The sequence below is a fragment of the uncultured Roseobacter sp. genome (assembly GCF_947495275.1).
Lineage (GTDB): Bacteria > Pseudomonadota > Alphaproteobacteria > Rhodobacterales > Rhodobacteraceae > Roseobacter.
On the sequence record NZ_CANLYL010000004.1, the window covers coordinates 21,027 to 46,358 of the forward strand.

General features: G+C 57.5%; 29 protein-coding genes. 18 read left to right on the forward strand and 11 right to left on the reverse strand.

The features are described 5' to 3' along the window. Window positions 1–2: 2 nt before the first annotated feature. Window positions 3–542, forward strand: coding sequence for a flavodoxin domain-containing protein (locus Q0802_RS09195; protein ID WP_298916892.1), 540 nt, complete (start codon window positions 3–5; stop codon window positions 540–542). Between the two features lie 27 nt (window positions 543–569). On the opposite strand, the gene Q0802_RS09200 is transcribed toward Q0802_RS09195, so the two are convergent. From Q0802_RS09200 to Q0802_RS09225, 7 genes are all read right to left on the reverse strand, one after another. Beyond that, entirely contained in the window at window positions 570–1,205 is a 636-nt protein-coding gene (locus tag Q0802_RS09200) for a NapC/NirT family cytochrome c (protein ID WP_298916894.1), read from the reverse strand. Next, window positions 1,205–1,669, reverse strand: coding sequence for a nitrate reductase cytochrome c-type subunit (locus Q0802_RS09205; protein ID WP_298916897.1), 465 nt, complete (start codon window positions 1,667–1,669; stop codon window positions 1,205–1,207). Before Q0802_RS09205 ends, Q0802_RS09200 begins: the two co-directional genes overlap by 1 nt. A 4-nt stretch (window positions 1,670–1,673) precedes the next feature. After that, entirely contained in the window at window positions 1,674–4,178 is a 2,505-nt protein-coding gene (gene napA, locus Q0802_RS09210) for a nitrate reductase catalytic subunit NapA (RefSeq protein ID WP_298916900.1), read from the reverse strand. Next, the gene (locus Q0802_RS09215) at window positions 4,175–4,462 is read right to left on the reverse strand and encodes a chaperone NapD (protein WP_298916902.1); all 288 of its coding nucleotides are present in this window, start codon (window positions 4,460–4,462) and stop codon (window positions 4,175–4,177) included. The genes napA and Q0802_RS09215 overlap by 4 nt, the downstream gene beginning before the upstream one ends. After that, window positions 4,459–5,019 (reverse strand): ferredoxin-type protein NapF, encoded by a 561-nt coding sequence (locus tag Q0802_RS24740; protein WP_366523312.1) that lies wholly within the window; start codon window positions 5,017–5,019, stop codon window positions 4,459–4,461. Before Q0802_RS24740 ends, Q0802_RS09215 begins: the two co-directional genes overlap by 4 nt. After that, window positions 4,967–5,146 (reverse strand): periplasmic nitrate reductase, NapE protein, encoded by a 180-nt coding sequence (gene napE, locus Q0802_RS09220; RefSeq protein ID WP_298916904.1) that lies wholly within the window; start codon window positions 5,144–5,146, stop codon window positions 4,967–4,969. The genes Q0802_RS24740 and napE overlap by 53 nt, the downstream gene beginning before the upstream one ends. Before the next feature lie 91 nt (window positions 5,147–5,237). Further along, entirely contained in the window at window positions 5,238–5,909 is a 672-nt protein-coding gene (locus Q0802_RS09225) for a cyclic nucleotide-binding domain-containing protein (protein WP_298916906.1), read from the reverse strand. Between the two features lie 391 nt (window positions 5,910–6,300). On the opposite strand from Q0802_RS09225, the gene Q0802_RS09230 reads away from it, so the two are divergent. Continuing rightward, on the forward strand, window positions 6,301–6,786 hold the full coding sequence (locus tag Q0802_RS09230; RefSeq protein WP_298916908.1) for a DoxX family membrane protein: 486 nt from the start codon (window positions 6,301–6,303) through the stop codon (window positions 6,784–6,786). Between the two features lie 58 nt (window positions 6,787–6,844). Here Q0802_RS09230 and Q0802_RS09235 read toward each other — a convergent pair whose 3' ends face one another. After that, window positions 6,845–7,546, reverse strand: a complete 702-nt coding sequence (locus Q0802_RS09235; protein WP_298916910.1) for an MOSC domain-containing protein — start codon at window positions 7,544–7,546, stop codon at window positions 6,845–6,847. Window positions 7,547–7,782: 236 nt separating this feature from the next. Next, window positions 7,783–8,694, reverse strand: coding sequence for a LysR substrate-binding domain-containing protein (locus tag Q0802_RS09240; RefSeq protein ID WP_298916912.1), 912 nt, complete (start codon window positions 8,692–8,694; stop codon window positions 7,783–7,785). 113 nt (window positions 8,695–8,807) lie between these two features. Between Q0802_RS09240 and Q0802_RS09245 the strand changes: the two genes are divergently transcribed. The 14 genes from Q0802_RS09245 (at window position 8,808) to Q0802_RS09310 (ending at window position 21,686) form a co-directional block, all read left to right on the forward strand. Further along, complete coding sequence (locus tag Q0802_RS09245) at window positions 8,808–9,866, forward strand: dipeptidase (RefSeq protein WP_298916914.1); 1,059 nt, start codon at window positions 8,808–8,810, stop codon at window positions 9,864–9,866. A gap of 49 nt (window positions 9,867–9,915) precedes the next feature. After that, entirely contained in the window at window positions 9,916–11,514 is a 1,599-nt protein-coding gene (locus tag Q0802_RS09250; RefSeq protein ID WP_298916916.1) for an ABC transporter substrate-binding protein, read from the forward strand. Continuing rightward, complete coding sequence (locus tag Q0802_RS09255; RefSeq protein WP_298916918.1) at window positions 11,515–12,570, forward strand: ABC transporter permease; 1,056 nt, start codon at window positions 11,515–11,517, stop codon at window positions 12,568–12,570. 5 nt (window positions 12,571–12,575) lie between these two features. Then, window positions 12,576–13,493: an ABC transporter permease gene (locus tag Q0802_RS09260; protein ID WP_298917820.1), complete on the forward strand. Its 918-nt coding sequence runs from the start codon at window positions 12,576–12,578 to the stop codon at window positions 13,491–13,493. After that, the gene (locus Q0802_RS09265; protein ID WP_298916920.1) at window positions 13,490–14,344 is read left to right on the forward strand and encodes an ABC transporter ATP-binding protein; all 855 of its coding nucleotides are present in this window, start codon (window positions 13,490–13,492) and stop codon (window positions 14,342–14,344) included. The genes Q0802_RS09260 and Q0802_RS09265 overlap by 4 nt, the downstream gene beginning before the upstream one ends. Beyond that, window positions 14,341–15,090 (forward strand): ABC transporter ATP-binding protein, encoded by a 750-nt coding sequence (locus tag Q0802_RS09270; protein ID WP_298916922.1) that lies wholly within the window; start codon window positions 14,341–14,343, stop codon window positions 15,088–15,090. The genes Q0802_RS09265 and Q0802_RS09270 overlap by 4 nt, the downstream gene beginning before the upstream one ends. Window positions 15,091–15,256: 166 nt before the next feature. Beyond that, window positions 15,257–15,550 (forward strand): ribbon-helix-helix domain-containing protein, encoded by a 294-nt coding sequence (locus Q0802_RS09275; RefSeq protein WP_298916924.1) that lies wholly within the window; start codon window positions 15,257–15,259, stop codon window positions 15,548–15,550. Between the two features lie 106 nt (window positions 15,551–15,656). Then, a complete protein-coding gene (locus Q0802_RS09280; protein WP_298916926.1) occupies window positions 15,657–16,052 on the forward strand; it encodes a glyoxalase superfamily protein in 396 nt (131 codons plus the stop codon). A gap of 49 nt (window positions 16,053–16,101) precedes the next feature. Continuing rightward, window positions 16,102–16,626 carry a Twin-arginine translocation pathway signal gene (locus Q0802_RS09285; RefSeq protein WP_298916928.1) on the forward strand — a complete coding sequence of 175 codons (525 nt, stop codon included), beginning with the start codon at window positions 16,102–16,104 and terminating at the stop codon, window positions 16,624–16,626. Window positions 16,627–16,650: 24 nt separating this feature from the next. After that, window positions 16,651–18,222, forward strand: coding sequence for a GMC family oxidoreductase (locus Q0802_RS09290; protein ID WP_298916930.1), 1,572 nt, complete (start codon window positions 16,651–16,653; stop codon window positions 18,220–18,222). Window positions 18,223–18,589: 367 nt separating this feature from the next. Continuing rightward, window positions 18,590–19,618 (forward strand): Fe(3+) ABC transporter substrate-binding protein, encoded by a 1,029-nt coding sequence (locus Q0802_RS09295; RefSeq protein ID WP_298916933.1) that lies wholly within the window; start codon window positions 18,590–18,592, stop codon window positions 19,616–19,618. A 153-nt stretch (window positions 19,619–19,771) separates the two neighbouring features. After that, window positions 19,772–19,951: a hemin uptake protein HemP gene (locus Q0802_RS09300; RefSeq protein WP_298916936.1), complete on the forward strand. Its 180-nt coding sequence runs from the start codon at window positions 19,772–19,774 to the stop codon at window positions 19,949–19,951. 71 nt (window positions 19,952–20,022) lie between these two features. Beyond that, complete coding sequence (locus Q0802_RS09305) at window positions 20,023–21,282, forward strand: imelysin family protein (protein WP_298916939.1); 1,260 nt, start codon at window positions 20,023–20,025, stop codon at window positions 21,280–21,282. Window positions 21,283–21,440: 158 nt separating this feature from the next. Next, the gene (locus Q0802_RS09310) at window positions 21,441–21,686 is read left to right on the forward strand and encodes a DUF1289 domain-containing protein (protein ID WP_298916942.1); all 246 of its coding nucleotides are present in this window, start codon (window positions 21,441–21,443) and stop codon (window positions 21,684–21,686) included. Window positions 21,687–21,712: 26 nt separating this feature from the next. Here the strand turns inward: Q0802_RS09310 and Q0802_RS09315 are convergent, their stop codons facing one another. Both Q0802_RS09315 and Q0802_RS09320 read right to left on the reverse strand, forming a co-directional pair. Further along, window positions 21,713–22,183: a DNA starvation/stationary phase protection protein gene (locus Q0802_RS09315; RefSeq protein ID WP_298916945.1), complete on the reverse strand. Its 471-nt coding sequence runs from the start codon at window positions 22,181–22,183 to the stop codon at window positions 21,713–21,715. Window positions 22,184–22,294: 111 nt separating this feature from the next. Then, complete coding sequence (locus tag Q0802_RS09320; protein WP_298916948.1) at window positions 22,295–22,735, reverse strand: hypothetical protein; 441 nt, start codon at window positions 22,733–22,735, stop codon at window positions 22,295–22,297. A gap of 87 nt (window positions 22,736–22,822) precedes the next feature. On the opposite strand from Q0802_RS09320, the gene Q0802_RS09325 reads away from it, so the two are divergent. After that, window positions 22,823–24,352 (forward strand): di-heme oxidoredictase family protein, encoded by a 1,530-nt coding sequence (locus Q0802_RS09325; RefSeq protein WP_298916951.1) that lies wholly within the window; start codon window positions 22,823–22,825, stop codon window positions 24,350–24,352. A gap of 41 nt (window positions 24,353–24,393) precedes the next feature. After that, complete coding sequence (locus Q0802_RS09330; RefSeq protein WP_298916955.1) at window positions 24,394–25,332, forward strand: imelysin family protein; 939 nt, start codon at window positions 24,394–24,396, stop codon at window positions 25,330–25,332.

Sequence of the window (25,332 nt, forward strand, 5' to 3'; positions counted from 1 at the left end):
GCATGACCACGATGATCGTTTATGCGACGATAGAGGGCCAGACCGGAAAAATCGCCCGGTTCGTAGAAGACCAGCTGCGCCGTCAGGATATTGCGGTTCAAGTTGTCGATGCAGGGGATAAGGCGGTCTCGGTTTCCTTTGAGGGGGTCGACAAGGTCATTCTCGCCGCGTCGGTGCATGAACGCCGTCACCCGAAACCTTTCGAAGTTTTCCTGACCGCGCATCGGCACGAGCTGGCCCCGATCGACACGCTTTTGCTGTCTGTCAGTCTGAGCGCTGCCTTCCCGGAAGGCCTTGAAGAGGCCAGGGAATATGTGATCGAGATGAACATGCGCACCGATATGAAAGCCGATAGGGACGTGCTTGTGGCGGGGGCCGTTCGCACCAATCAATATGATTTTTACGCCCGCCAGGTTCTGCGGCACGTCGTTCTGCGCGACAAGGACTTCGATCCCAATGTGGAAGAATACGAGTTTACCGATTGGGACGTGCTGGCCGTTGAGGTTTCAAAATTCATGGAACCGGCCACATCGGCCGCGTAATTCGGGGGCGCTTCCCCCACATGGGGATCAGTCGGAGCTTTCCAGATAGGCTTTGAGGGCAACCCGGTCGTCATCCGGTCGAAGTCTTGCACTGCCCATATCGGGCAATTCATGCGCAATGCCCTTGTGACAGGAAATGCAGGTCTTTTCGCCCGTCAGCAGGAACCGTTCATGCGCCTCCGAGGCGCGTTTACTCTGCAAGGTGATGTCCATACTCTCAGCGGAATGGCAATTGCGGCATTCCAGGCTGTCATTGGCCTCAAAGCGGGCCCATTCGTGCTGGGCCAGTTCCAAACGCTTTTCAAGAAACTTTTCCCGGGTGCTGATGGTGCCGAAAATCTTGCCATAAACCTCCTTGGAAGCGGCCATCTTGCGGGCAATTTTTGAGGTCCAGGCGTGCGGAACATGACAGTCGGGGCAGGTAGCACGGACGCCAGAGGCATTGGAGTAATGCACGGTGGGTTGCAGTTCGACAAAAACATTGTCCCGCATTTCATGGCAACTGACGCAGAATTCTTCGGTGTTGGTCAGTTCCAGGGCCGTATTGAAACCGCCCCAGAAAATCACGCCCATGACAAACCCGCCCATGGTCAGAAACCCAAGGGACAAATGGGTTGCGGGCCTGCGCATGATCCACCAGATGCGGGAAATCAGGCCACGCATCAGTTATTGCCCCCACCATGCGACTGTATGTAGTCGAGAACCTGATCCACATCGACAAATGTGTTGTCCAGTTTCGGTGCGGCTTCGGACTGTGGCACGTGACATTGGGTGCAAAAGAAACGACGTGGGGACACAGACGCGAGGAATTGCCCTTCGCGATCCATGAAATGGGTAATCGACACCATCGGCGCCTGGCTGACGTCGATTGCGGAGCGGGCATGACAGGTCAGGCATTGATTGTAATTGGTGTCGATCTGATAGCCGTCAATCTTATGAGGGATCACGGGGGGCTGTTCGGGGTAGTTGCGCACCTGACGAATATCCGAGTTGACGACCTTGGGAATGACCGGTGCGCGCTCGGTCTCATCCAGTGGCGCCGCGCCGCGCAGCGTGGCCACCTGGTTTTGCGCGGCAGCTGCGGTGACAGACAATGTAAAGAGCATCGGAATCAAGATAGTTTTCATGATCTTACCCCACCACCGGCTCAATTTTGACGGCACATTTCTTGAAATCCGTCTGTTTTGAGATTGGATCGGTCGCGTCCAGTGTGACCTTGTTGATCAACTGGCTGGCGTCGAACCATGGCACAAAGACCAACCCGCGTGGCGGCTTGTTGCGTCCCCGGGTTTCAACGCGCGTGATTATCTCGCCGCGCCGCGAGGCGACCCGCACTTCGGATCCACGCCTGAGACCCTGCGCCTTGGCGTCATCGGGGTGCATGTAGCACAGCGCATCCGGGACGGCCTTGTAGAGTTCCGGCACCCGTTGCGTCATGGAGCCGGAGTGCCAATGCTCCAGCACACGGCCCGTTGAGAGCCAGAAGGGATATTCGTCATCCGGGCTTTCGGCAGCAGGCTCAAAGGGCAGGGCAAAGATGACCGCCCGCCCGTCCGGCTTGCCGTAGAAATCGAAATCCGAGCCCGGTTTGGCGTAAGGATCAGAGCCTTCCTTGAACCGCCAGAGTGTTTCCTTGCCGTCCACAACCGGCCAGCGCAGCCCGCGCGTTTCGTGATAGGTCTCAAACGGGGCCAGATCGTGTCCATGACCGCGCCCGAAGCGCGCATATTCCTCAAAAAGGCCTTTCTGGATGTAGAAACCGAATTCGGCGGCTTCATGGTTTTCATAGTCTGTGCTGGTCTCTTCCAGCGGGAAGGCGTCAACCTGACCATTGGCGAAAAGCACGTCATAAAGCGTCTTGTCTTTGTATTCAGGGTTGGCATTCAGGATATCCGCCTCCCAAACCTCATCGGTCGTAAAGCGTTTGGAAAACTCGACCAGTTGCCACAGATCGGACCGGCTCTCACCCGGCGCGTCCACCAGTTGGTGCCAGAATTGCGTGCGCCGCTCTGCGTTGCCATAAGCGCCTTCCTTTTCCACCCACATCGCCGTGGGCAGGATCAGGTCGGCGGCCTCTGCAGTGACGGTGGGGTAGGCATCCGATACGACGATGAAATTGTCGGGATTGCGGTAGCCGGGATAGCCTTCTTCGAGCATGTTCGGGGCGGCTTGCATGTTGTTGTTGACCTGCACCCAGTAGCAATTGATCTTGCCGTCTTTCAGCAGCCGGTTCTGCAACACTGCATGCGCGCCCACTTTGCCCGGAATGGTGCCCTCGGGCAGTTTCCAGATGTCTTCGGCGAACTTGCGATGCGCCTCATTGGCGACCACCAGATCAGCCGGCAGGCGGTGGGAAAACGTTCCCACCTCCCGCGCGGTGCCACAGGCGGATGGTTGACCTGTGAGGGAGAAAGGGGAGTTGCCGGGGGTCGAGATTTTCCCGGTCAACAGATGGATATTGTAGATCATGTTGTTGACCCAGACACCGCGTGTGTGCTGGTTTACCCCCATGGTCCACAGCGACATCACCTTGGTGTCGGGGTCGGCATAGAGTTTTGCCATTTCCTCCAGACGATGAGCTGGCACGCCCGACATTTCGGCGGCATATTCCAGCGTGTAGGGTTTCACGAAGGCGGCAAAATCCTCGAAAGTCATCTCGGAGGAGCCGCCCACTTTGTCATTGTTCGTCGCGGCCTGTTCCAGGGGGTGTTCGGGGCGCAGCCCGTAGCCGATATCCGGATTTCCCAGGCGGAAATTGACATGTTTGCCGACGAAATCATGGTTCACCGCGTCATTTTCGATCAGGTAATTGGCAATGTAATTGAGGATCACCAGATCGGTCTGCGGCGTGAACACCATGGGGATGTCCGCCAGATCGAAACTGCGGTGCTTGAAGGTCGAAAGGACCGCGACTTTCACATGTGGGTGACTGAATTTGCGATCCGCGATCCGCGTCCAGAGGATCGGGTGCATCTCTGCCATGTTTGACCCCCAGAGCATGAAAGCATCCGCATTCTCGAAATCATCATAACAGCCCATCGGCTCGTCGATGCCGAAGGTGCGCATGAACCCCCCCACGGCCGAGGCCATGCAGTGCCGCGCATTCGGGTCGATGTTGTTCGACCGGAACCCTGCTTTCATCAGTTTTGACGCGGCATAGCCTTCCCAGACCGTCCACTGGCCGGAGCCGAACATGCCGATGCCCTTGGGGCCTTTGTCCTTCAGGGCCGCTTTCCATTTCTCGGCCATGATGTCGAAAGCTTCGTCCCATGAGACGGGCGTGAATTCCCCCTCCTTGTCGTAGACCCCATCGGTTTTGCGCAACAGCGGTTGGGTCAGGCGGTCCGCGCCATACATGATCTTGGACAGGAAATAGCCTTTGACGCAATTCAGGCCGCGATTGACAGGTGCTTTGCTGTCGCCATGGGTTGCCACGACACGTCCCGCTTTCGTGGCGACCATGATCGAACAGCCCGTACCGCAGAACCGGCAGGGTGCTTTGGACCATTTCAATTCCGTCAACTCCGCGTCGGTCACAAGGTTCTGCGCCGAGGCAGGTATCGCAACACCTGCTGCGGCGGCCGCAGCCGCGACGGCCTGGGCCTTGATGACGGCACGGCGGGTAAGATCGGTCATGCTGGGTTCCCTTCAGCTGGCTGTAACGGCGGGACTTTGGCGAGAGCCTCCGCGTGGTGATAAACCAGAGCAGCGCTGACAACGCCGTCCAGAAGTTGAATGTCTGTGAGTGCCTGAACGATCACGCTCTCGTCTGGCGTTTCCAGAACGACGATGATCTTGCCGACCGCATCCGCGTGGGCCACGTCAGCGATCGTCATAGCGGATAGTTTCGATACCACCTGGGGGACCAGTTCAGGCCGCGCCGTGACCAGCAGGCTCGAAATATGGACCTGTTCCGTCATGCCGCATCAGCCCTGATAAATGGCTTCAGAGAGATGGCCGATGTCGGGCAGGCCGCGACGCACATACCGCAGCTTGTACAGGTTTCCTGATCGATGCGAAGCGTGCCGACGGGTGGGTGGTTCATATCAAACCTCAGTGCCTCTACGTCGCAGAAATCCGTGCAGAGCTGGCATGAAACACCGCTTTGCAAAAGACAGCTGGCTGACACGATTACATCCGCATCCCAAGCGGGTCCGTCTGTGATCTCGAAAACTTCGTGAGTGCAGGCTTTCGCGCATTCTCCGCAGAATGTGCAGCCGGTTTCAGTAAAATCCACTGCAGGCTTCCGATCGGCGTCCAAGTGCAAAATATCTTCCGGGCAGGCCGTCACACAGTCGCCACAAGAGGTGCAGGATCGCAGGCTCAGCTGCGTTACCCAAGGCGGACGCAGGGGCAGTTCTGTCGGTCGCGGTGTCCCGCGCAGGAATTGCCGACGGTTGATCCCGGATGGTTTCATGCGCGCCTCAATGGCTCGGAGGCCCGAGCAAAAGCTGCGACATCCAGATTGTGAAGCCATAGCCGCCAACAAGGACGACGCTCAGAATTGGGGCCAGGAATACCGCCAGAAAAACGAATGTTCGGCGTTCTTCGGCTTTGCTTGCTACATACGCTTCCGTTGGAACCGTTTCGCTGTCTTGGGTCACGCGACTCTCCCGTGCTAAGCGTCCACGGTAGGTCAGCTGCGATGAGCTTGCCTTGACTTATGTCAAGTGATTTGGGTTTTTTGCGGTGAGGTCATTCGTTGTCGAGGAATCTTATCAGATTTCCGATGTCGTCGATGGTGACGCGGGTTGCGTCGACCCGGACACCGTGTTCTTTCAGCCTGTTGAACGAGCGGGAAAGCGTCTCCGGCGTCATTCCCAGCACACCGGCGATGACGACCTTGTCATAGGGCAACTGAACGGTGGCTGATCCGGTTGGCCCGTCGCACAGAGCGACCAGAAACCGTGCCACGCGCTTTCGCGCAGAACTTGCCTTGAGTTGCGCCACCTGATCGACCAGCTCATGCAGATGCTTGTAGGTGGCGGCCAATACAGCACCAATCGTTTCCTGCGAGTGCATCAGTGTGGCGCGAATTGTCTCGCAGCCAAAGGCCAGATAGCGGCTTTCGGTGAGGGCGGTGCAGGTGACCGGATATTCATTCGGGCTGAAGGCCAGCGCGGTTGCGATGCTGTCCCCCGGTCTTTGAATGGCAACCACCGCTTCATTGCCTTGTCCATCAATGCGGGACAGTTTCAGCTGTCCTGCCAGCACGACGTAAACATTGACGGCAGGGTCACCTTCACGGAACAGGACCTCTTGGGCATTCAGGCGCCCGGATTGCGCGATCTTGAGCAGCGTTCTTGCCGATGCTCCCGGCATGTTGCGCAGCAGCACGGAGCCCATTGCGACGGATTGATCAGTCATGCGCGGCCCACCGGAGTGTTCAAATTGATCCCCTCTTCATCTTTGCTGGTGACAAGGTATCAGCAGATTGACGTAAAAACAGGGGGCAAGCCACCGCTACAAGCTTAGCGATACAATTTAGGCTATGAATTCGGAGCGGGCAGTCCCACTGAGAAGGAACGCAGGAGGGGGCGCTTCCCCTCAATTTTCTGATCTCTCTTGCCAGGCGGTGTGCCACCGTCCTTGCATGCAACCGCGACGGCCGCTGGAAGGGTTGCCGCATCGCGCCGCCGACAGCCGCAATCTGTCTAAAAGTCCTACTTTCTTCGACGCGCACAATTAGCGGCTTGCAACACTATTTTAATCTTTGGTGTCTAGCCGAGATCTGCAAACCGAAAAGTGAGAGCTGGTCATGAATTCGCAGGTAACTACACGCCAGGCGTTCGCGCTTATGGCGCTCCGCATCAGTCTTGGGATGCTGCTGGTTTGGTGGGGCCTTTCTAAGATCGTTAAGCCAGGCATGGGCGTCAAGATTCAAGACAAGTTCTACTTTGGGTTCTTTCCCAGCGAAAACCTGCAATATATATTTGGGTATTTAGAACTGCTCATCGGATCGCTTGTCGTCCTGGGCCTCTTTCGAACATATGCTGTGCTGGCTCAACTTTTGGTCACCGGTTTTTCCGCGCTGACAATTTGGTCAGCCTTGCTTGATCCCTTCGCGCTCTGGTTGCCGGTCAGCAAGGTTTCAGGAATGCAGCATCTCTTTTACCCAAGCGTTATCGCCCTTTGCGGTGCAGCTGTGATGCTCGCATTTCGCAGTCAGGATCGCTTCAATCTTGATCAGTTTATCCAGCATCGTAGGCGCAACGCCATAAGCTCCACTGTCCCAGCAGAGTAACACCTTCGGATCATTGGTGCGAACGTTCGTTTTCCCTCACCTTTCCGGCATGGGAAGATCAAATACTAGGGCCCTTTAGCCGGCGGTCAGTATTTTCATGGGTTTGGCCAGCCGCCATTGCTTCAAAGGCGGTTCTCCAACCGTCCGCCAATTCCGCAACACGCGCGAGCTCCCTTGCGTTTTCCGCGGAGATTTTGCGTGACAAGCGGGCTCTGGTGACAAAAGCGACCGTCCAGGACGGGTTTGGGCGGTCCACCAGTTTGATTTCGTCCTCCACCGCGACCGATCCGGTTTCAAGCACGCGGTAATACCAGCCGGTACGCCCGGATTTCCGGAATTGATAGGCCATGGCGTCATTCGCCGTGTAGGCGTTCAGCTTCCAGCAAGGTTGCCGACCTTGACTGATCTGGATCAGTGCTGACCCAAAGTGGAAGATATCGCCGATGCAGATTTGGTCCTCCGTCAGGCCAAATGTGGAGATATTCTCGCCAAAGGCGGCGGGGGTCTGATCCTGAGGGATCATCCCTTCTTTCTGCCAGGCGGCGTAATGATCCGCCGCGTAGTGATGCAGTGCTTTGTCTGCGCCGCCATGAACACGCAGATCTGCCTGGGCGTCATTTTCGAATCCCAAGGACGTGATCACTTGTTTCCCGCTGACAGCAGTCTTGTGGATCGCGGAAGCGGGCTTGTCTCGCCAGGGGGTCTGGATTTTTCCGGTGAAGAGACCGGTGATGGCCGTTTTCAGGGCAGGGGACGTCATGTGCTGTCCTGTTCTATGCCGGCTGGGTCAGCGTTTTTTGACAGCCATCGGCTCGTTGAGACGATCTGGTATAGCGTGCTCCGACGGCGTTTAGATTTGCCCGGTGCGTTTGCAAGTTGCGGAAGATTTCAGTTGCTATGTCGTTGCCAGCATTGGTTTTGCAAATGGGAAAACGAATTGCAAATGGCAATTGGCAGGGAGCATCGACGTCGCTTGCGCAGGATGGCTTTGTGCGGTCATCCTTTGCGCGAAAACGGGTCGGGGGGTGTATTAAGCCGCAAATGGCGCATGAATGCTCGCGCAATTCGGGGGACGGGGCGCGTGTCCGAGGTCACAAAATAGCTCTGATACCGGATCGCTGACTGGAACGGCACAAAGGCCAGATCATCGGAGCGGTAGTGATAAAGCGGGAAGGGGTTGATGACGGTCAGCCCCAATCCTTCCTTCGCCAGATCCGCTGCCGCGAATGAGGTCGAAACCTCTGCAACGATGCGGGGTGCGCTTCTGCTCTGATGCAGCAGCCTTTCCAGTTGTCCACGCCGTGCATGACGGTGTGTGAGGGCGATCATGTTGTGCTCATGCAGGTCTTGCGGCTCAATCCCGGACCGCTCCGCCAGCGGGTGATCATGCGGCATCACACAGACCGCCTGCGACAGCCTGTAGGGAAGCAGTTTGACCCCGGCGCGGCTTTGCTCAACGCCGGTGACGCCCAGGTCGAACCGGTCATCCAGAATGCCGCGCGTGACTTCTTCGGAGGTATTCACCTCGAAGCTCACAAAGAAATTCGGGTTCATTGTCAAAAAGCTGTTGATCAGCGAGATCAGGAACCGATGCGCATAGGTCGGGGGTGCGATGAGCCTTAAGGTCTCCTGAACGGGTTCGGCCGGGCCATCAATCCGGTCGAGTGCTTCAAAGAGCGGATCAAGGCGCCGGTTCAGGCGCACCGCCTCCTGGGTGGGGCGTAGCCTGCCAGCCTCGCGTTCGAACAAGGCAGTGCCGAGACGGTCCTCAAGGTTGGCGATGGATCGGCTGACGGCTGATTGCGACAGGCCCAGATGATGAGCGGCCCCGGTTGTGGTGCCGGACTGCATCAGCGCGCGCAACGCGTTGTATTCCGGTATGGAATGCCAGGTTTTTGACTTGCTCACGCGGTATCCTTTAAAGCCACTAGCTCTATGAGTAAAACGCATAGCATTTCCTCTAACCAATGCAAAAAACTTTTGGTTACTGTGGCGATGTGGGAAAATCCGGGGGTTCTTCAGTGCCAGACACTGCACCGCTCATCTTTGACGGACATAATGACGTATTGCTGAAACTGTTCCGCGCAGGTGGGGTTGCACAGGCCGATCTTTTCGTGAACGGGCGCGACGGTGCTGTCGATTTGCCCAAAGCGGTCCAGGGTGGTTTTGGCGGTGGGTTTTTCGCCGTCTATGTGTCCTCGCCGACCGATCTTGATTTTAAGTTCCAGGAAATGACCAAGGACACCTACGACCTTCCTTTGCCGGAAGAGATTGAATGGGAAGACGCCATCCCGGTGGTTGCGTCGCAGGCGGCGATCCTCTTCGAGTTGGAACGCAAAGGCGCATTGAAGGTCTGCCGGAGCGTGAAAGATATCCGCAGCGCGTTCACCGATGAGAAGATTGCCGCAATATTTCATATCGAAGGGGCGGAAGGAATCGACGCCGATTTGCACATGCTGGATGTGCTCTATGCTGCCGGTCTGCGGTCTATTGGCCCGGTGTGGAGCCGCCCCACGATTTTCGGTCATGGCGTGCCATTTCGGTTTCCGTCGACGCCGGACATCGGAGATGGCCTGACCGATCACGGTATCCGGCTGGTCAAGCGTTGCAATGCGCTTGGCATCATGGTGGATTTGTCTCATCTGAACGAGGCGGGTTTTTGGGATGTGGCGCGGCATTCCGATGCACCGCTGGTGGCCACCCATTCCAATGCCCATACGATTTGCCAACATTCTCGCAATCTGACGGATGATCAATTGCGCGCGATTGCCGAGAGCGATGGTATGGTGGGGCTGAATTTCGCTGTTGCCTTCCTGCGTAAAGACGGCAAGATGTTGTCAGATGTCCCGCTCAGTCAGGTGCTGCGGCATCTGGATCATCTCATCAGTATATTGGGAGAAGACCGCGTCGGACTGGGGTCTGACTACGACGGAGCAGTCGTTCCGGAAGACTTGACGACAATCGCCGAGCTTCCGAAGCTTCGAGAAGTAATGGCAGAGCACGGATATGATGACACGCTCATCAGGAAACTGTGCCACGAAAACTGGCTGCGCGTCCTTGAAAAGACCTGGGGGTCTTGAGGGCGCGATTGGCCGGGAAATCAAATACCAACAGCAAAGAGGATAGATCATGAATGCTTTTAACAGACTGATGACCGGTGCCGCCCTTGGATTGGCGCTTGCGGTCACGTCAGCCCCGATGGGGATCGCTGAAACACCTGCGAACATGCTGGTGATTGCCAACCGGATTGACGACATTACGACGCTGGACCCGGCGGAAAGCTTTGAGTTCGCGGGCTCCGACGTCAGCCGCAATGTCTACCAGAAACTTGTCAATTTCGATCCGATGAACCTGGATGCAGGCTACCAGCCCGAGGTGGCGGAAAGCTGGACGGTTTCGGACGACGGCAAAACCATCACCTTTACCATTCGTGATGGTTTGACGTTCCATTCCGGCAATCCGGTGACGGCGGCGGACGTTGAATTCTCCCTGCGCCGCGCGGTGATCCTGAACAAGACACCTGCGTTCATTCTGACGCAGTTTGGCTTTACCGCAGACAACGTCGAACAGACCATTGTAGCAGATGGCAATACGGTGACCATCACGACAGACAAGCCCTATGCGACCTCTTTTGTGCTCAACTGCCTGACCTCGACCATCGGTGGTATCGTGGATATGAAAACCGTGATGGCCAATGAGGCTGACGGCGACATGGGCAACACCTGGCTGAAGACAAATTCAGCCGGATCAGGGGCCTACAAGCTGGTGAGCTGGAAGCCGAACGAGAGTGTCACGCTGCAATCGAACCCTGATTTCTATCTCGGTGCCCCGGCAATGGAACGCGTGATCGTGCGCCATGTGCAGGAAAGCGCCTCTCAACGCCTGCTGCTGGAACGCGGCGACATAGATATGGCCCGCAACCTCAACCCCGAAGACATCGCGGGTGCACGTGGCGCAGAGGGTGTTGTCATCACTGACGAACTGCGCGGACGTTTGATGTATGTTTCCATGAACCAGAAACATCCTGAGTTGTCTAAGCCCGAAGTGCGTCAAGCGCTGAAGTACCTGATTGACTACAAAGGCATGGAAGGAAGTTTCCTGAACGGCCAGTATGTGATTCACCAGAACTTCCTGCCGCGTACTTTCCTGGGGGCCGTGGATGAAAACCCGTTCTCGCTCAATGTGGAGAAAGCCAAGGAACTGCTGGCGGCTGCCGGAGTGGAAAGCATGGAGCTTGAGGTGGGCGTGCGTGAAGCGCAAGAGCGCATCGAGATTGCACAGACGCTGCAAAACACCTTTGCTCAAGCAGGCATCAAGCTGAACATTACGGTCGGCACCGCTAAACAGATCCTCGCACGCTACCGGGCGCGGGAACTGGATGTCTATCTGGGTGCATGGGGCCCGGATTATCCCGACCCGCACACAAATGCCGGCACTTTCGCCTATAATCCCGATAATTCGGACGAGGCTCAGGCCACAGGTCTGCTGGCCTGGCGCAACAGCTGGGACACGGGCGGGTTGACGGAGAAAACGGCCGCAGCCGTGGTGGAGAACGACCGCGATGTGCGCAGTGGCATGTACGCGGAAATTCAGGCCACTTTCCGCGAAACCGCCCCCTTCGCGGTGATGTTCCAGAAGATCGAGCAGACGGCGCAACGTGAAAACGTGGCAAACGTCAACCTTGGGGGTGCGACCACAGCGGTATCCTACTGGCCGATCACCAAGTAAATGGCCATTACAGACACCAATGGGGGGCGCCGCCGGGCGCCTCTCGCTTCGTGGATCAAGGGGACTTGTCTGACGCTCGGTTCGATTGCCGTGACCATGCTCGGGCTTCTCTTCATCACCTTTATCATCGGGCGCGTGATGCCCATCGACCCTGTTCTGGCGATCGTCGGTGAGCGCGCCTCGCAATCGACCTATGACGCGGTCTACCTGCAACTGGGGTTGGACAAACCCTTGCTGGTCCAGTTTCTGTATTATCTCTGGGACGTCGTGCGCGGCGATTTCGGTATGTCATTGCTGAATGCGCGGCCCGTGTCCGAGGACATTGCGCGGGTGTTTCCCGCCACGCTGGAGCTTGCCACACTGGGTGTCATTATCGGCATCGTTTTGGGGGTGCCTTTGGGTGTGATCGCCGCCGTGCGTCGCGGGTCGTGGATCGACCAGATCGCCCGCGTTGTCGCACTGGTGGGATATTCCATGCCGATCTTCTGGCTGGGCCTGATGGGTTTGCTGGTTTTCTACGGTATTCTCGGTTGGGTCGGGGGGCCCGGACGTCTGGATATCTTCTATCAGGACATCGTGCCCTCGCGCACGGGTATGATCCTGGTCGATAGCGCCATCGCCGGTGACTGGTCGGTGTTCCGAAACGCCTTTTCTCACATCGTGCTGCCAGCAGCGCTTCTGGGCTACTATTCGCTGGCCTATATCAGCCGAATGACCCGGTCTTTCATGCTCGAACAACTGTCGGCCGAATATGTCACTACCGCCCGCGTCAAAGGCATGTCGGAGCGCGCGGTGATCTGGCGTCATGCTTTTCGCAACATCCGGGTGCAACTGATCACCGTGATCGCGCTGAGCTACGCAAACCTGCTCGAAGGCTCGGTCCTGACGGAGATCATCTTCTCTTGGCCGGGCATCGGCAGCTACATCACCACGGCGCTGCTCAGTGCGGATATGAACGCCGTATTGGGTGGAACGGTTGTAGTAGGGCTGATCTTCATTTGCCTGAACATCCTGTCTGATCTGCTGTACCGCGTCTTTGATCCGAGGTCGAAATGAGTGACATGAGTGCCCCAAACCCAACCTGGCGCGAGTGGTTGCTGACCGATGCACCGACGTCGCGCCGCCATGCGCGGCTGGCCAATTTCTATCAGGGCTGGCTGTCGCTACGCTCCAACACGATGGCGATGTTCGGCCTTGGTATCCTGATTTTCCTGCTGTTGGTCGCGCTCTTTGCCCCGTTTCTCGCGCCCTATGATCCCTTCGTGCAAAGCCTCGGCAACAGGTTACAGCCGATGGGCGCGGAAGGGCATCTGCTGGGCACGGACAGCCTGGGACGGGACATCCTCAGCCGCCTGATCTACGGGTCGCGCATCACGTTATACATCGTCGCACTTGTGGCCTTGATCGCTCCGGTGGCCGGATTGCTGGTGGGGACGGTGGCAGGTTATGCGGGTGGGTGGACGGACACGATCCTGATGCGGATCACGGATATTTTCCTCGCCTTTCCCCGCCTTGTCCTGGCGCTGGCTTTTGTGGCGGCTTTGGGGGCGGGGATCGAAAACGCGGTGCTGGCAATATCGCTGACCGCCTGGCCGCCTTACGCGCGGATCGCGCGGGCGGAGACGCTGACCATCCGGTCTTCTGACTATATTTCCGCCATTCGGCTGCAAGGAGCAGGGGCGCTCAGGATCATCACGAAACACATATGGCCGCTGTGCATTTCTTCGCTGATCGTGCGGGTCACGCTGGATATGGCGGGCATCATTCTGGCCGCTGCCGGTCTTGGGTTTCTGGGGCTTGGCGCGCAACCGCCCAGTCCCGAATGGGGGGCGATGATTTCCGAAGGCCGCCGTTTCATCCTCGATCACTGGTGGGTCGCCACGGTGCCGGGGCTGGCAATTTTCACTGTCTCGCTGGCCTTCAATCTGCTCGGTGACGGGTTGCGTGATGTGCTTGACCCAAAGGATAGTGGCCAATGAGCTTGCTCGACGTTGAAAACCTCTGGGTCAAATTTCCCACCCGGCAGGGTGTCTTTGATGCGGTGCGCGGCGTGTCTTTTTCACTGGACCGTGAACGGCTGGGCATCGTCGGGGAAAGCGGATCCGGCAAATCCATGACCGGGCGGGCGATCCTGCGGCTTATTCGCAAACCGGGGATCGTGGAGGCCGATCACATCACCCTTGAAGGCCAGAACCTGCTTGCATTGAGCGAGCCGCAGATGCGCGAAGTACGCGGCCAGCGGATTTCCATGGTCATGCAGGACCCGAAATTTTCGCTCAACCCGGTGATGACGGTTGGCGACCAGATCATGGAAGCCTACCTGCTGCACAACAACACCTCCAAGGCACAGGCGCGGGCGAAATCCATCTCGATGCTGGAAGCCGTCTCCATTCGCGATCCGGAACGGGTGATGCGGGCCTATCCCCACGAGGTTTCGGGTGGCATGGGGCAGCGCATCATGATCGCCATGATGCTGATCCCCGATCCGCAGATCCTGATCGCGGATGAACCCACAAGCGCGCTGGACGTGTCGGTGCAGCGGCAGGTGCTCGACATCATGGACGGGTTGGTCAAGGAGCGCGGCATGGGGCTGATCTTCATCAGCCATGACCTCAACCTTATCTCGGAATTCTGCGACCGGGTGCTGATCATGTATGCGGGCCGCATCGTTGAGGTTTGCGATGCGGACAAATTGCATGAGGCGCAGCACCCCTACACGCGCGGACTGTTGAATTCACTGCCGCGGCTTGATCAGCCGCGTAAGCATCTCGAAGTCCTCAAGCGTGATGCGACATGGTCGGATGCACAAAGCGTGCGAGGTGGGAAATGACAGCACTCAGCATCGAAAATCTCAATGTCTGGTTTGGCGCTGACCATGATCGCGTTGATGCTGTGAAATCCGCAAGGTTCGACGTGGCAATTGGCGAGAGCTTTGGCCTTGTCGGAGAAAGCGGCTCCGGCAAATCCACCATCCTTCGGGCAATCACCGGGCTGGCACCCACATGGTCGGGCGAGATTACCGTGGAAGGCAAAACCCTTCTGGGGGCCAAACGGGATCGGGCGTTCTACAAGACCGTGCAGATGGTATTTCAGGATCCCTACGCCTCGCTGCACCCGCGCCACACCGTTGATCAGGTGCTCAGCGAGACCCTGCAATTGCATGGCATGCAGGACATCGACAGGCGGGTCGAAAAGCTGCTCGAAGATGTGGGCCTGGGCAAACGGTTTCGCTTTCGCTACCCGCATCAACTCTCGGGCGGACAACGGCAACGGGTGGCCATTGCGCGCGCGCTGGCCGGAGAGCCGGACATCCTGTTGCTGGACGAACCCACGTCAGCGCTGGATGTTTCCGTGCAGGCGGAAATTCTCAATCTGCTTACCGATCTGCGTGACGAACACAAGCTGACCTATCTGATGGTGTCGCATGATCTGCCAGTGATCGGCCATATGTGCGACCGGCTTGCGGTCATGAAGGACGGTGAAATCGTCGAAATCATGATGTCGGATGATTTGCGCAACAGCACCGCCAAACACGCCTATTCCCAATCGCTTCTTGCAGCTTCGGCGGCAATCTAGGCGGTTTTTCAGATTGTTCGGAGGCAGTATCCCGGGGGGCGGGGGACCGGTCCGAAAGGTCTAGGTCGTCCAGATGGACGCAGCGGCGTTTTTTTGGTTCAATAGGATCAGATCGACGTCCATCGGGGTACAGCCAGAGACGTTCGGACCAGGGGAGATCAGAAACATGTGCCAGGTATTTGCAGGACAAGATCCACATCGCTATGAACACACGACCCGGCGCTTGCGCCTGAACGGGCAAAGCACGAGCATCCGGCTTGAAAACAGCTTCTGGGACATCCTTGATGAGATCGCCGAAGCGAGCGACCAGTCCACGCCCGCTTTCATTTCCACTCTGCACAGCGAAGTTCTCGAACTGCACGGGGAGCCGTCCAATTTCTCATCGCTTCTGCGCTGCGCCTGTCTTGTGTTTCTGGACAAGAAGAAAGAGGACGCCGCGGTCAAATTCGCCGCTGAATAGCGCGACATCCCAAAAACAGGCTTGGTAGTACTCCGCTACTACCCCCGCCGATCTCCCCGTGTTCTGCTGGTCGCAAGCGAGGACGCTCAAAAAGGGAGAAAGGTTTTTGGCCAAAGCAATTCACAGCATGATCCGTGTGCTCGACGAGGAAAAGTCGGTCGCCTTTTACCGCGACGCCTTCGGGCTGGAGGTCGCCGACCGGTTGGACTTCACCGATTTCACGCTGGTTTACCTGTCCAACAGCGAAACCGCTTTCGAGTTGGAGCTGACTGTCAACAAGGGGCAGTCCGAGCCCTATGATCTGGGCAATGGCTACGGCCATCTTGCTGTCTCCGTGGACAATTTGGAAGCAGAACATGCGCGGTTTGAGGCCGCCGGGCTGGCCCCGCGCGCAATCGTGGAATTTGCGCCGGACGGCAAACTCGTCGGCAAGTTCTTTTTCGTGGCTGACCCTGATGGCTATCAGATCGAAGTTCTCGAACGCAGCGGACGCTTTCTCTGACGTTGCCAGCGGGACACAGAAATTCACCAAGATTGAGGGAGGAGACTCAATGACCAACCAACCTAGAGCGAAGGGAATAACCCGTCGCGAGTTGCTCAAAAGCAGCGTTGCGGCAGGCGGTACGTTCGTATTGGGAGCCAGCTTTGTAGCAGGCTCGGATGCGGCCTGGGCGATGGAGCTTCAGGCGCTGCAACCGCACACTATGGCCACGCTGATCCAGATGGCGCGCGATATTTATCCGCATGATCAGGTGCCGGACTTGCATTACGCGGCAGCCGTCAAGGGGTACGACACGGCAAAGGCTGCTCCCGGCATTGAAGCAGGCATTGCAGCACTTGATGCCGCAGCCCAAGGCAAGGGCCATGCGGATTACCTCTCCATCGGGTGGGAGCGCGACAGGGTCGATCTGTTGCGTGCGATGGAAGACAGCGCGTTTTTCCAGCAGATCCGTGGCGGGCTTGTGACCGGTCTTTACAACCAGAAAGACGTCTGGCCGATCTTCGGCTACGAGGGCGAGTCCTTTTCCAAGGGCGGCTACATCGAGCGCGGTTTTGACGACATCAACTGGCTTTGAGCCATAGCAGGGAGGATAAAAACTATGGCTGCACCTTTTGATCTGAACGACGCATCGGTCGTTGTGGTAATTGGCACTGGCGCGGGCGGCGGCGTGCTGGCAAATGAACTGGCCCAGAAGGGCGTAAGCGTTGTGGCGCTTGAGGCAGGCGGGCGCTATCTGCCCGAGGACTATGTCAACGACGAATGGGAAAGCTTTGGGCAATTGGCCTGGCTGGACCCGCGCACGACCTCGGGCGACTGGCGCGTGGCAAAGGATTTTTCCGGTCTGCCTGCCTGGATCGTGAAAGCCGTTGGCGGCACAACCACCCATTGGGCGGGCGCGTCGTTGCGTTTTCAGGACCACGAGTGGAAAGCAAAGACCAACTACGGTGACGTGCAGGGCGCGAACCTGCTGGACTGGCCGATCGACGGGGCCGAGATGGCGCCTTGGTATGATCTGGCCGAGAAAAAGCTCAACGTCACCCGAACCCATGGCAATGCGGGGCTACCCGGCAACAACAACTACAAGGTCTTCGAGGCAGGGGCCAAGGCATTGGGCTATGAAGAGGTCCACACCGGGCGCATGGCGATCAACAGTGCCGATACCGAAGACCGGCTGGCGTGCCAGCAAACGGGTTTCTGTTTTCAGGGATGCAAGTGGGGGGCCAAATGGTCGGCTGCCTATACGGATATTCCCGATGGCGAGGCCACCGGCAATCTGGAAGTGCGCGAGAAGGCGCATGTGTTGCGGATCGAGCACGGCGAGGACGGGCTGGTCAACGGTGTTGTCTACGCAGATGCGGACGGCAATGAGCACAAGCAGATGGCGCGTGTGGTCTGCGTTGCGGGGAACTCGTTCGAAAGCCCCCGGATGCTGCTGAATTCAGCGACCTCCATGTACCCTGACGGGTTGGCCAACAGTTCCGGGCAGGTCGGGCGCAACTACATGCGTCACATGACCGGGTCGGTCTACGGTGTCTTCGACAAGCCGGTGAAGATGTGGCGCGGCACGACCATGGCGGGCATCATTCAGGACGAGTCGCGACATGATCCGTCGCGCGGGTTCGTGGGCGGCTATGAGCTGGAAACGCTTGCCCTGGGTCTGCCGTTCATGGCGGCCTTCCTCGATCCGGGCGGATGGGGGCGTGAGTTCACCACCGCGCTCGACATGTATGAAAACATGGCCGGTATGTGGATCGTGGGCGAGGACATGCCGCAGGAAACCAACCGTGTGACGCTGAACCATGACGTCAAGGATCAGTTCGGCATGCCGGTGGTGAATGTCCATTTCGACGACCACCCCAATGACATCGCCATGCGCAACCACGCCTACAAACAGGGGGCTGCGGTTTATGATGCGGTGGGTGCCACTCGGACCTTCCCGACACCGCCCTATCCGTCCACCCATAACCTCGGCACCAACCGGATGTCGGAAAACGCGCGTGACGGGGTGGTGAACAAATGGGGCCAGACCCACGACATCAAGAACCTGTTCATCTCGGACGGCTCGCAGTTCACAACAGGGGCGGCGGAAAACCCGACGCTGACCATTGTGGCTCTGGCCATTCGACAGGCGGATCACCTGGCAGGAGAGCTTTCTGCTCAAAATCTCTGACCACCGACCTTCAACCAAAGGAAAAGCGGCGCATCCCTGTGCCGCTTTTTTTTTGGAATACGAGGCTCATGCGTCGGTAGCGGTCTTAAACGTGTCGAGGTCATTTTGCCGCGTCAAAAGGCACGTAGTCCAATTGGGCAATCCCCGCGATTCGACACGAAGTGTTCGTGTGGATAACTGTATTTTGTCATGTCGATTCCATGCGTGCGCGTTGCATTTATCAAGCACGAATGCAGCGCTCACCCAAAAAACTGATTGTTTTAATCAGGAAATTAATTTTTTTCCGACAAAAACACTCAGATAGCTTGATTTCGGTTTCGAAAAAGTATCTGAGTAATTTAGTAAATCAATTCCACAGGGGATATGCATGTCGCGTACCACTCAAATTCTGACCGCTACACTGACAACGGCAACCGTGGCTTTGGGCCCGATCGCCGCATCCGCAGAAGGCGAACTCAACCTTTACTCTTCGCGTCACTATGACACCGACGAGCGGCTCTATTCGGATTTCACCGAAGCAACGGGCATCACCATCAATCGTATCGAAGGCAAAGCGGACGAATTGATCGCTCGCATGGAAGCTGAAGGACCCAATAGCCCTGCAGACATCCTGCTGACCGTGGACACCTCCCGGCTGGAGCGGGCAAAGGACGCAGGGGTCCTGCAATCTATCGACAGCGCGGTTCTGGAAGCGCGCGTGCCGAGCAAACTACAGGATGATGACAACCAGTGGTTCGGGTTCTCGCAGCGCGCTCGGATCATTTTCTACGATAAGAATGATGTGACCGAGCCGCCGCTAACTTACGTTGATCTTGCTGATCCCAAGTATAAGGGCCAGATTTGCCACCGGTCTTCAACAAATGTCTATTCGCAGACATTGCTCGCCGCCGTGATCGAAAACCACGGTGCTGAGGCTGCCAAGAACTGGGCTCAGGGGGTTGTCGACAACTTCGCGCGCGATCCTCAGGGCGGTGACACGGACCAGCTGCGTGGCCTGGTATCGGGTGAATGTGATGTGTCGATCTCCAACACCTATTACTTCGCGCGGGCAATGCGCAAAGACGTGAGCGACCTGTCCGCAGAAATCGACATAATCGGATGGGTGTTCCCCTCTCAGGAAGCTGAAGGGGCGCATATGAACCTTTCGGGTGGCGGTGTTGCGAAACATGCTCCAAACCGGGACAACGCCATCGCCTTCATGGAATACCTCGCAAGCGATCAGGCGCAGGAATATTTCTCCGCTGGAAACGACGAGTTTCCTGCCGTGGCCGGTGTGGCGCTAAGCCCATCTGTGGCGAAGCTTGGTCTTTTCAAAGCGGATGATGTCGATCTTTCCAAAGTCGCCAAAAACGTTGCTGAAGCACAGAAAATCTTCAACGACGTTGGTTGGAAATAAAGCCATTTCACGTCGGGCGGGCGTTTGACAGCCCGCCCGATGTGCTCTCAGCAAGCCCCGGAGAGTTGCAGTTTCGAGGGGCGAAACCAGACTTCAGGTCGCCCGAGCCAGGAATGGCTCTGGCCGGAACCCGCCATCCCCGGAGGCATCCCGATGATCATCCTGACGCAAACGCCCCCCAAGCCGCTCGAGTCCACGCCGGAAGATCCACAACCCCCCGCGTATGACGCCCGCATGATGGTCGGGGATGGCACCCAGGCCAGGCTGGTGCTGGATGACCAAACCTATTTTTTGCGGATCACGCGCGCGGGGAAATTGATCCTCACCAAGTGAGGCAAGACACCATAATGACGCGCGCTAAGCGTCTGAAACGAAAACCAATACGACCACGAGGACATGAATTCATGACATTGAAACTTTCCGCCATTCTTGGAACCGCAGCACTGGTGGCCAGCCCCGCCTTGGCCGATAAGGCCGCTGTTCTTGATAACTACGCCGATATCGCTCAAGCGAAATACGCCGATAGTCTGACCACGGCGCAAGCGCTTCAGGAGGCGGTCAATGCCCTGATTGAAACCCCATCGGCAGACGCACTTGCCGCAGCCAAACAGGCCTGGATCAACGCACGTGTGCCTTATCAGCAAACGGAAGTGTACCGCTTTGGTAATGCCATCGTCGATGATTGGGAGGGGAAGGTGAACGCATGGCCTCTGGATGAAGGGTTGATCGACTACGTTGATCCTTCCTACGGCGGGGCGACCGACGAAAACGAATATGCCGTTCTGAATGTCATCGCCAACCCAAGCTTCAAATTGTCGGGTGAAACCATCGACGCCTCCGAGATCACACCCGCGTTGCTGGAAGGGCAATTGCACGAAGCGGATGAAGTGGAAAGCAACGTCGCTACCGGCTATCACGCGATTGAGTTCCTGCTGTGGGGGCAGGATCTCAACGGTCATGAAGCTGGTGCGGGTGCGCGTCCCTGGACAGATTATGCGATGGGGGAGGGCTGTACGGGCGGCAATTGCGACCGTCGCGGTGACTACCTGAAAGCGGCGACGGATTTGCTGGTTTCCGATCTGGAATGGATGGTTGCCCAATGGCAGGACGATGGTGCTGCCCGTGCCGAACTGGTGGCCGATGAAAAGGCGGGGATTTCAGCGATCCTGACCGGTATGGGCTCGCTAAGCTACGGTGAGCAGGCCGGTGAACGCATGAAGCTGGGCGTTTTGCTGAACGATCCCGAAGAGGAACATGATTGTTTCTCCGATAACACCTACAACAGCCATTTCTATGATGCTTTGGGCATTCGCAATGTCTACCTGGGCAGCTACACCTCTATCGACGGAACGGTCGTGTCGGGCGCGTCCCTGTCCTCGCTGGTTGCCGAGGCAAATGGGGATGTGGACGCGGAATTGCGCGGCAAGCTCGATGCAACGATGCTGGAGATGTCAGAAATGAAAACCGCTGCCGAGGCGGGTTTTGCCTATGACATGATGCTGGAACGCGGCAACGAAAAAGGCGAAGCGCTCATCATGGGGGCTGTCGATGCGTTGATCGACCAGACGCGCTCTATTGAACGCGCGGTCGCGGCTTTGGGCGTTGATGAGATTGCCTTTGAAGGTTCCGACAGTCTGGACGATCCCAACGCGGTTTTCCAATAAGGCTTTCGCTATCAGGTCGGCATGTTCCCCAATCGCCAACCTGTGCCCACCGCCTGATGGGGTGGTGGCGCGCGCGCCGGGCCGTTTTTGCGTTCGGCGCGTGTTGACGTTCGACGAAGCCGTCCCAAGTTCAATCGTGCGATTGCAAGGTTCACTTCATGCCTAAAACTCCAAGCCCCTGTATTGATGTCTGCAAATATAAACGGCAAGGCCATTGCATTGGCTGTTCGATGACCAAGGCACAGAAATCGCTGTATAAATCCTTGAAAAAGGACAGCCACCGGGCGGCATTCGTCAAGATGCTGACCTCTCAGCAACACCGGTTGGGAAAGTTCCAGCATTGGCATGAAGCCTATCGCAAGAAGCTCTCCAAACGGAAAATCGCGGTCGAGGAAATCCTCTGACCGCGTTTTTCAAGCTTATTTAGGGTTCAGCTCAGATGTGATCGCAGGAACCAAGCGAATTTTTCGTGAGTCTGGCCACGTGCGATGCACAAATCCTCGGTGAGCGTGTCACCGTGTGACGCTGCCAGTTCCCCCGCACCCGCCAGCGTGCTTGCAAGGGTCACCTGGGCCTCCATCATCAGGCGGATCATTTCCTGATCGCTGGCATGACCATCATGTTCGGTCACTTTTGAACGCGCCAACATACCGGCCAATGTGCCTTCTGCATGCGCGTCAATGGCTCTGACCCGTTCGGCCAGATCATCCTGGGCGATAAAATGGTCTTCGTAGATTTTCTGGAACAGATCGTGAAGCGGCCCGAATGCCATCCCTTTCACGTTCCAGTGAAAATTCTGTGCCAGCATTGTCGCGACGGCGGTTTCAGCAACAGATTGGTTCAACGCGTCGGCAATCTGGGTGCGTGCATCGGTGGTAAGCGCGGCGGCGGTCTGAGTCATTTGCAAACTCCCTCAATCGAATGAATTGTCGGCTGGCTTGCGGTTCGCTGGCTGGCTGTCTCCGAAACATAGTGTTTCAATAGCGCTTGCCAAGTCTTTTTTAGAACAATTCTAATCCAGACAGAATTGCTCGGAAATATGGGCGATCAGAAACCCGATATAGCGCCGGTCAGGGGGGGCGACCCGCGACCCTAGCAAAAATCGCAGCGAGCTTTGATCGTCTTGCCGGACCGCCTGGACGCATCGCAGAATCCAGGCTTCGTCAAAAGACAATTCCGCCACGCCGGGCCGATACCAGATCACCTGTTTGCTGACGGCTGTTGCAAGGCATTTGACCAGGGTTTCCGCAAAGGTACGCTTGGCTGTTTCGCCATCCAGATTGAGAAGGGCGCAGGCTTCAAAGAGATCAGCACGCGCCGCTGTGCGGCACTCAAGCGCGACGAGGCGTAGATGGGTAACAAGCTCTCGCAAGCCCGGATCAATTGCGGGCGCAGCCTCGTTGCGAGGTTGCCTGCGTGGCGGTGAAACTGAGAGTTTCGAGAGGGACACCATGTCGCGGTTCACCCGATAAAAATGGTCGGCGACAGACTCGCCATTCGTAATTCCTGAGTATACTTATAAAGTATTACGGAGAGATCAATGACCCATGAACAGATCGTGCGTAAACTGTGCCTCATAAGCGCGGTTTTTTTGACATCCCCCCTGCGGGCCGCCGATCTTCAGGACCTTCATTTGCCCGTGGTGCCGCGCACTGAAAGTGAGCGTGCGCGTATTGCTGCGATCGTGGCACCGACGCACGATTTTACAACGGCGGAAAAATTCGAAGCGAATTCGGGTGGGGCGGCGACCGTGCGCCCGACAAAGACCGCCGATGCCTTCAGCCAGCCTTCCGGCAATATCTCGTTTGAACGAGAGCTGGATTTCAAGGTCGGGAACGGGCTCTTTCGGAAACTCTGGGTGTCATCGCCGTCTTCCACGCTGGCCTCTGATGGGTTGGGCCCGCTCTATAACGCGCGTTCCTGCCAGCGTTGTCATCTGAAAGATGGGCGTGGCCATCCGCCGGAAGGGCCAGACGACACGGCGGTGTCGATGCTGGTGCGCTTGTCGGTCCCGGATGAAAGCCGGGCGATTGCCGAAATTGACGCTTATATCGCCACGGGGCCTGACCCAACCTATGGCGGGCAGGTCCAGGATTTTGGTGTGGCGGGCCATCCTGCCGAAGCACGCATTATCGTGTCCTATAGCGAGGCCTCCATCGCGTTGTCAGAGGGCGAATTCGCCTCACTGAGAACGCCGGCTTATGAGTTGGCCGATCTGGGCTACGGGCCTCTTGATCCGCAGGTGATGTTAAGCGCACGCGTGGCACCCCAGATGATCGGGCTGGGGTTGCTGGATGCGATACCTGCTTCGGATATCCTCGCCCTTGCGGACCCGGATGATCGCGATGGCGATGGAATCTCCGGGCGACCCAATATCGTTTGGTCGACGGTATATGATCAACCGATGCTGGGCCGTTTTGGTGTGAAGGCCGGGCAGCCCAGCGTGTGGGAACAATCGGCCGGTGCCTTTCATGGTGACATCGGGATTTCGTCATCGCTTCATCCGCAGGGCTATGGCGATTGTACCGAAGCGCAGGTGCTGTGCCGCGCAGCACCCGATGGGAATACGCCGGATCATGACAATTCAGAGATTTCCGATGTCGGGTTGGAACTGGTGTCGTTTTATTCCGCCAACCTTGGAGTGCCGGGTCGGCGGGATGTGGACGACAAGCAGGTGCTGCGGGGCAAACAGGTTTTCTATGAGACCGGCTGCACTGCGTGTCACACACCCAAACACGTCACACACCGTCTCGACGATCAGCCCGAACAGAGTTTTCAGTTGATCTGGCCTTATACCGACATGTTGCTGCACGACATGGGCCCCGGATTGGCGGACAACAGGCCAGAGGCACGGGCGACCGGACAGGAATGGCGGACCCCACCGCTTTGGGGGATCGGTTTGACGCAGCAGGTTTCCGGGCATAGCTACTTTCTGCATGACGGCCGCGCGCGCAGTTTGCTCGAAGCGATCCTGTGGCATGGGGGCGAGGCGGAAGCGGCCAAGACCCGCGTGATCGAGATGCCCAAAGCGGACCGTGCAGCGCTTGTTCGATTTCTGGAGAGCCTGTGATGCGTTGTTTGACCCTTGCCTGCGTTATTTGCGCGATCGGAATGCCTGCTTCGGCGGATCTCGAAGCCCTGCGTGACGATCACATCCTGCCCCGATACGCCGCTTTTGCAGAAGCGACGGATCACCTGAGGGCTGCGGCTACCGGCGATTGCATGCCAGGCTCGGTCCTGCCAGCTTATCACGATGCCTATGATACATGGGTCCGCATTGACCATGTGCGCTTCGGTCCCGTTGAAACGCAGGATGCAGCCCTGTCCATCGCCTTTTGGCCTGATCCAAAGGACCGGGTGGGTAAGGCGATGGCGCGACTGACATCCGCCCGGGATGAGGCGGTTACCGACGCGGCCGCATTTTCGCAAGTATCTGTTGCCGCCCAGGGGTTTACGGCATTGGAGCGGCTGCTGACAGAGCCACAGCCTGATCCCGACTACGCCTGCAGTTTCACACGGGCCATCGCGCGTCATCTTGCCCAAACGGCCTCTGATGTTTCAAAGGAGTGGCGCGACGAATACGGTGCGGTGCTGGTCTCCGCAGGGGCGGCTGGAAATACGGTTTTCCCGGGTGCAGAGGATGCAGAACGAGCGGCCTACACCTCCATTTCAACGGCGCTGGAGTTTCTGCACGACCAACGTCTGGGGCGCCCTTTGGGAACCTTTGACCGGCCCCGGCCCAACCGGGCTGAGGCGCGCCGGTCAGAGCGGAGTGCGCGACATGTCCTGCTCAATCTGAGTTCCCTCAAGGCGATGACAAATGCCTTTGCGGATGTTCCTCTGGAGCGCATCAACAAGGCCTTCGATGCCGCGATTGAGCGCGCCGAAGTGCTTGATGACCCGGCGTTCGCTGGCGTTTCAGACCCGGCGAAACGTTTGAAAATTGAGGTCCTGCAACGCGCGGTACGCGATTTGCAGGTCGTCATGGCCGAAGATGTGGGGCGTGCGCTGGGCATCAGCGCGGGGTTTAACTCTCTTGATGGAGATTAA

What these genes read in the sequence shown, in the direction of transcription:
- Q0802_RS09325 (WP_298916951.1), top strand. Translation starts at nt 22,823, where the DNA reads ATGACCCATGAACAGATCGTGCGTAAACTGTGCCTCATAAGCGCGGTT.
- Q0802_RS09250 (WP_298916916.1), top strand. Translation starts at nt 9,916, where the DNA reads ATGAATGCTTTTAACAGACTGATGACCGGTGCCGCCCTTGGATTGGCG.
- Q0802_RS09225 (WP_298916906.1), bottom strand. Translation starts at nt 5,909, where the DNA reads ATGACTGATCAATCCGTCGCAATGGGCTCCGTGCTGCTGCGCAACATG.
- Q0802_RS09285 (WP_298916928.1), top strand. Translation starts at nt 16,102, where the DNA reads ATGACCAACCAACCTAGAGCGAAGGGAATAACCCGTCGCGAGTTGCTC.
- Q0802_RS24740 (WP_366523312.1), bottom strand. Translation starts at nt 5,019, where the DNA reads ATGGCTTCACAATCTGGATGTCGCAGCTTTTGCTCGGGCCTCCGAGCC.
- Q0802_RS09305 (WP_298916939.1), top strand. Translation starts at nt 20,023, where the DNA reads ATGACATTGAAACTTTCCGCCATTCTTGGAACCGCAGCACTGGTGGCC.
- Q0802_RS09205 (WP_298916897.1), bottom strand. Translation starts at nt 1,669, where the DNA reads ATGAAAACTATCTTGATTCCGATGCTCTTTACATTGTCTGTCACCGCA.
- Q0802_RS09265 (WP_298916920.1), top strand. Translation starts at nt 13,490, where the DNA reads ATGAGCTTGCTCGACGTTGAAAACCTCTGGGTCAAATTTCCCACCCGG.
- Q0802_RS09260 (WP_298917820.1), top strand. Translation starts at nt 12,576, where the DNA reads ATGAGTGCCCCAAACCCAACCTGGCGCGAGTGGTTGCTGACCGATGCA.
- Q0802_RS09295 (WP_298916933.1), top strand. Translation starts at nt 18,590, where the DNA reads ATGTCGCGTACCACTCAAATTCTGACCGCTACACTGACAACGGCAACC.
- Q0802_RS09310 (WP_298916942.1), top strand. Translation starts at nt 21,441, where the DNA reads ATGCCTAAAACTCCAAGCCCCTGTATTGATGTCTGCAAATATAAACGG.
- Q0802_RS09230 (WP_298916908.1), top strand. Translation starts at nt 6,301, where the DNA reads ATGAATTCGCAGGTAACTACACGCCAGGCGTTCGCGCTTATGGCGCTC.
- Q0802_RS09200 (WP_298916894.1), bottom strand. Translation starts at nt 1,205, where the DNA reads ATGCGTGGCCTGATTTCCCGCATCTGGTGGATCATGCGCAGGCCCGCA.
- Q0802_RS09315 (WP_298916945.1), bottom strand. Translation starts at nt 22,183, where the DNA reads ATGACTCAGACCGCCGCCGCGCTTACCACCGATGCACGCACCCAGATT.
- Q0802_RS09215 (WP_298916902.1), bottom strand. Translation starts at nt 4,462, where the DNA reads ATGACGGAACAGGTCCATATTTCGAGCCTGCTGGTCACGGCGCGGCCT.
- napA (WP_298916900.1), bottom strand. Translation starts at nt 4,178, where the DNA reads ATGACCGATCTTACCCGCCGTGCCGTCATCAAGGCCCAGGCCGTCGCG.
- Q0802_RS09235 (WP_298916910.1), bottom strand. Translation starts at nt 7,546, where the DNA reads ATGACGTCCCCTGCCCTGAAAACGGCCATCACCGGTCTCTTCACCGGA.
- Q0802_RS09320 (WP_298916948.1), bottom strand. Translation starts at nt 22,735, where the DNA reads ATGGTGTCCCTCTCGAAACTCTCAGTTTCACCGCCACGCAGGCAACCT.
- Q0802_RS09275 (WP_298916924.1), top strand. Translation starts at nt 15,257, where the DNA reads ATGTGCCAGGTATTTGCAGGACAAGATCCACATCGCTATGAACACACG.
- Q0802_RS09330 (WP_298916955.1), top strand. Translation starts at nt 24,394, where the DNA reads ATGCCTGCTTCGGCGGATCTCGAAGCCCTGCGTGACGATCACATCCTG.
- Q0802_RS09255 (WP_298916918.1), top strand. Translation starts at nt 11,515, where the DNA reads ATGGCCATTACAGACACCAATGGGGGGCGCCGCCGGGCGCCTCTCGCT.
- Q0802_RS09270 (WP_298916922.1), top strand. Translation starts at nt 14,341, where the DNA reads ATGACAGCACTCAGCATCGAAAATCTCAATGTCTGGTTTGGCGCTGAC.
- Q0802_RS09195 (WP_298916892.1), top strand. Translation starts at nt 3, where the DNA reads ATGACCACGATGATCGTTTATGCGACGATAGAGGGCCAGACCGGAAAA.
- Q0802_RS09290 (WP_298916930.1), top strand. Translation starts at nt 16,651, where the DNA reads ATGGCTGCACCTTTTGATCTGAACGACGCATCGGTCGTTGTGGTAATT.
- Q0802_RS09300 (WP_298916936.1), top strand. Translation starts at nt 19,772, where the DNA reads ATGATCATCCTGACGCAAACGCCCCCCAAGCCGCTCGAGTCCACGCCG.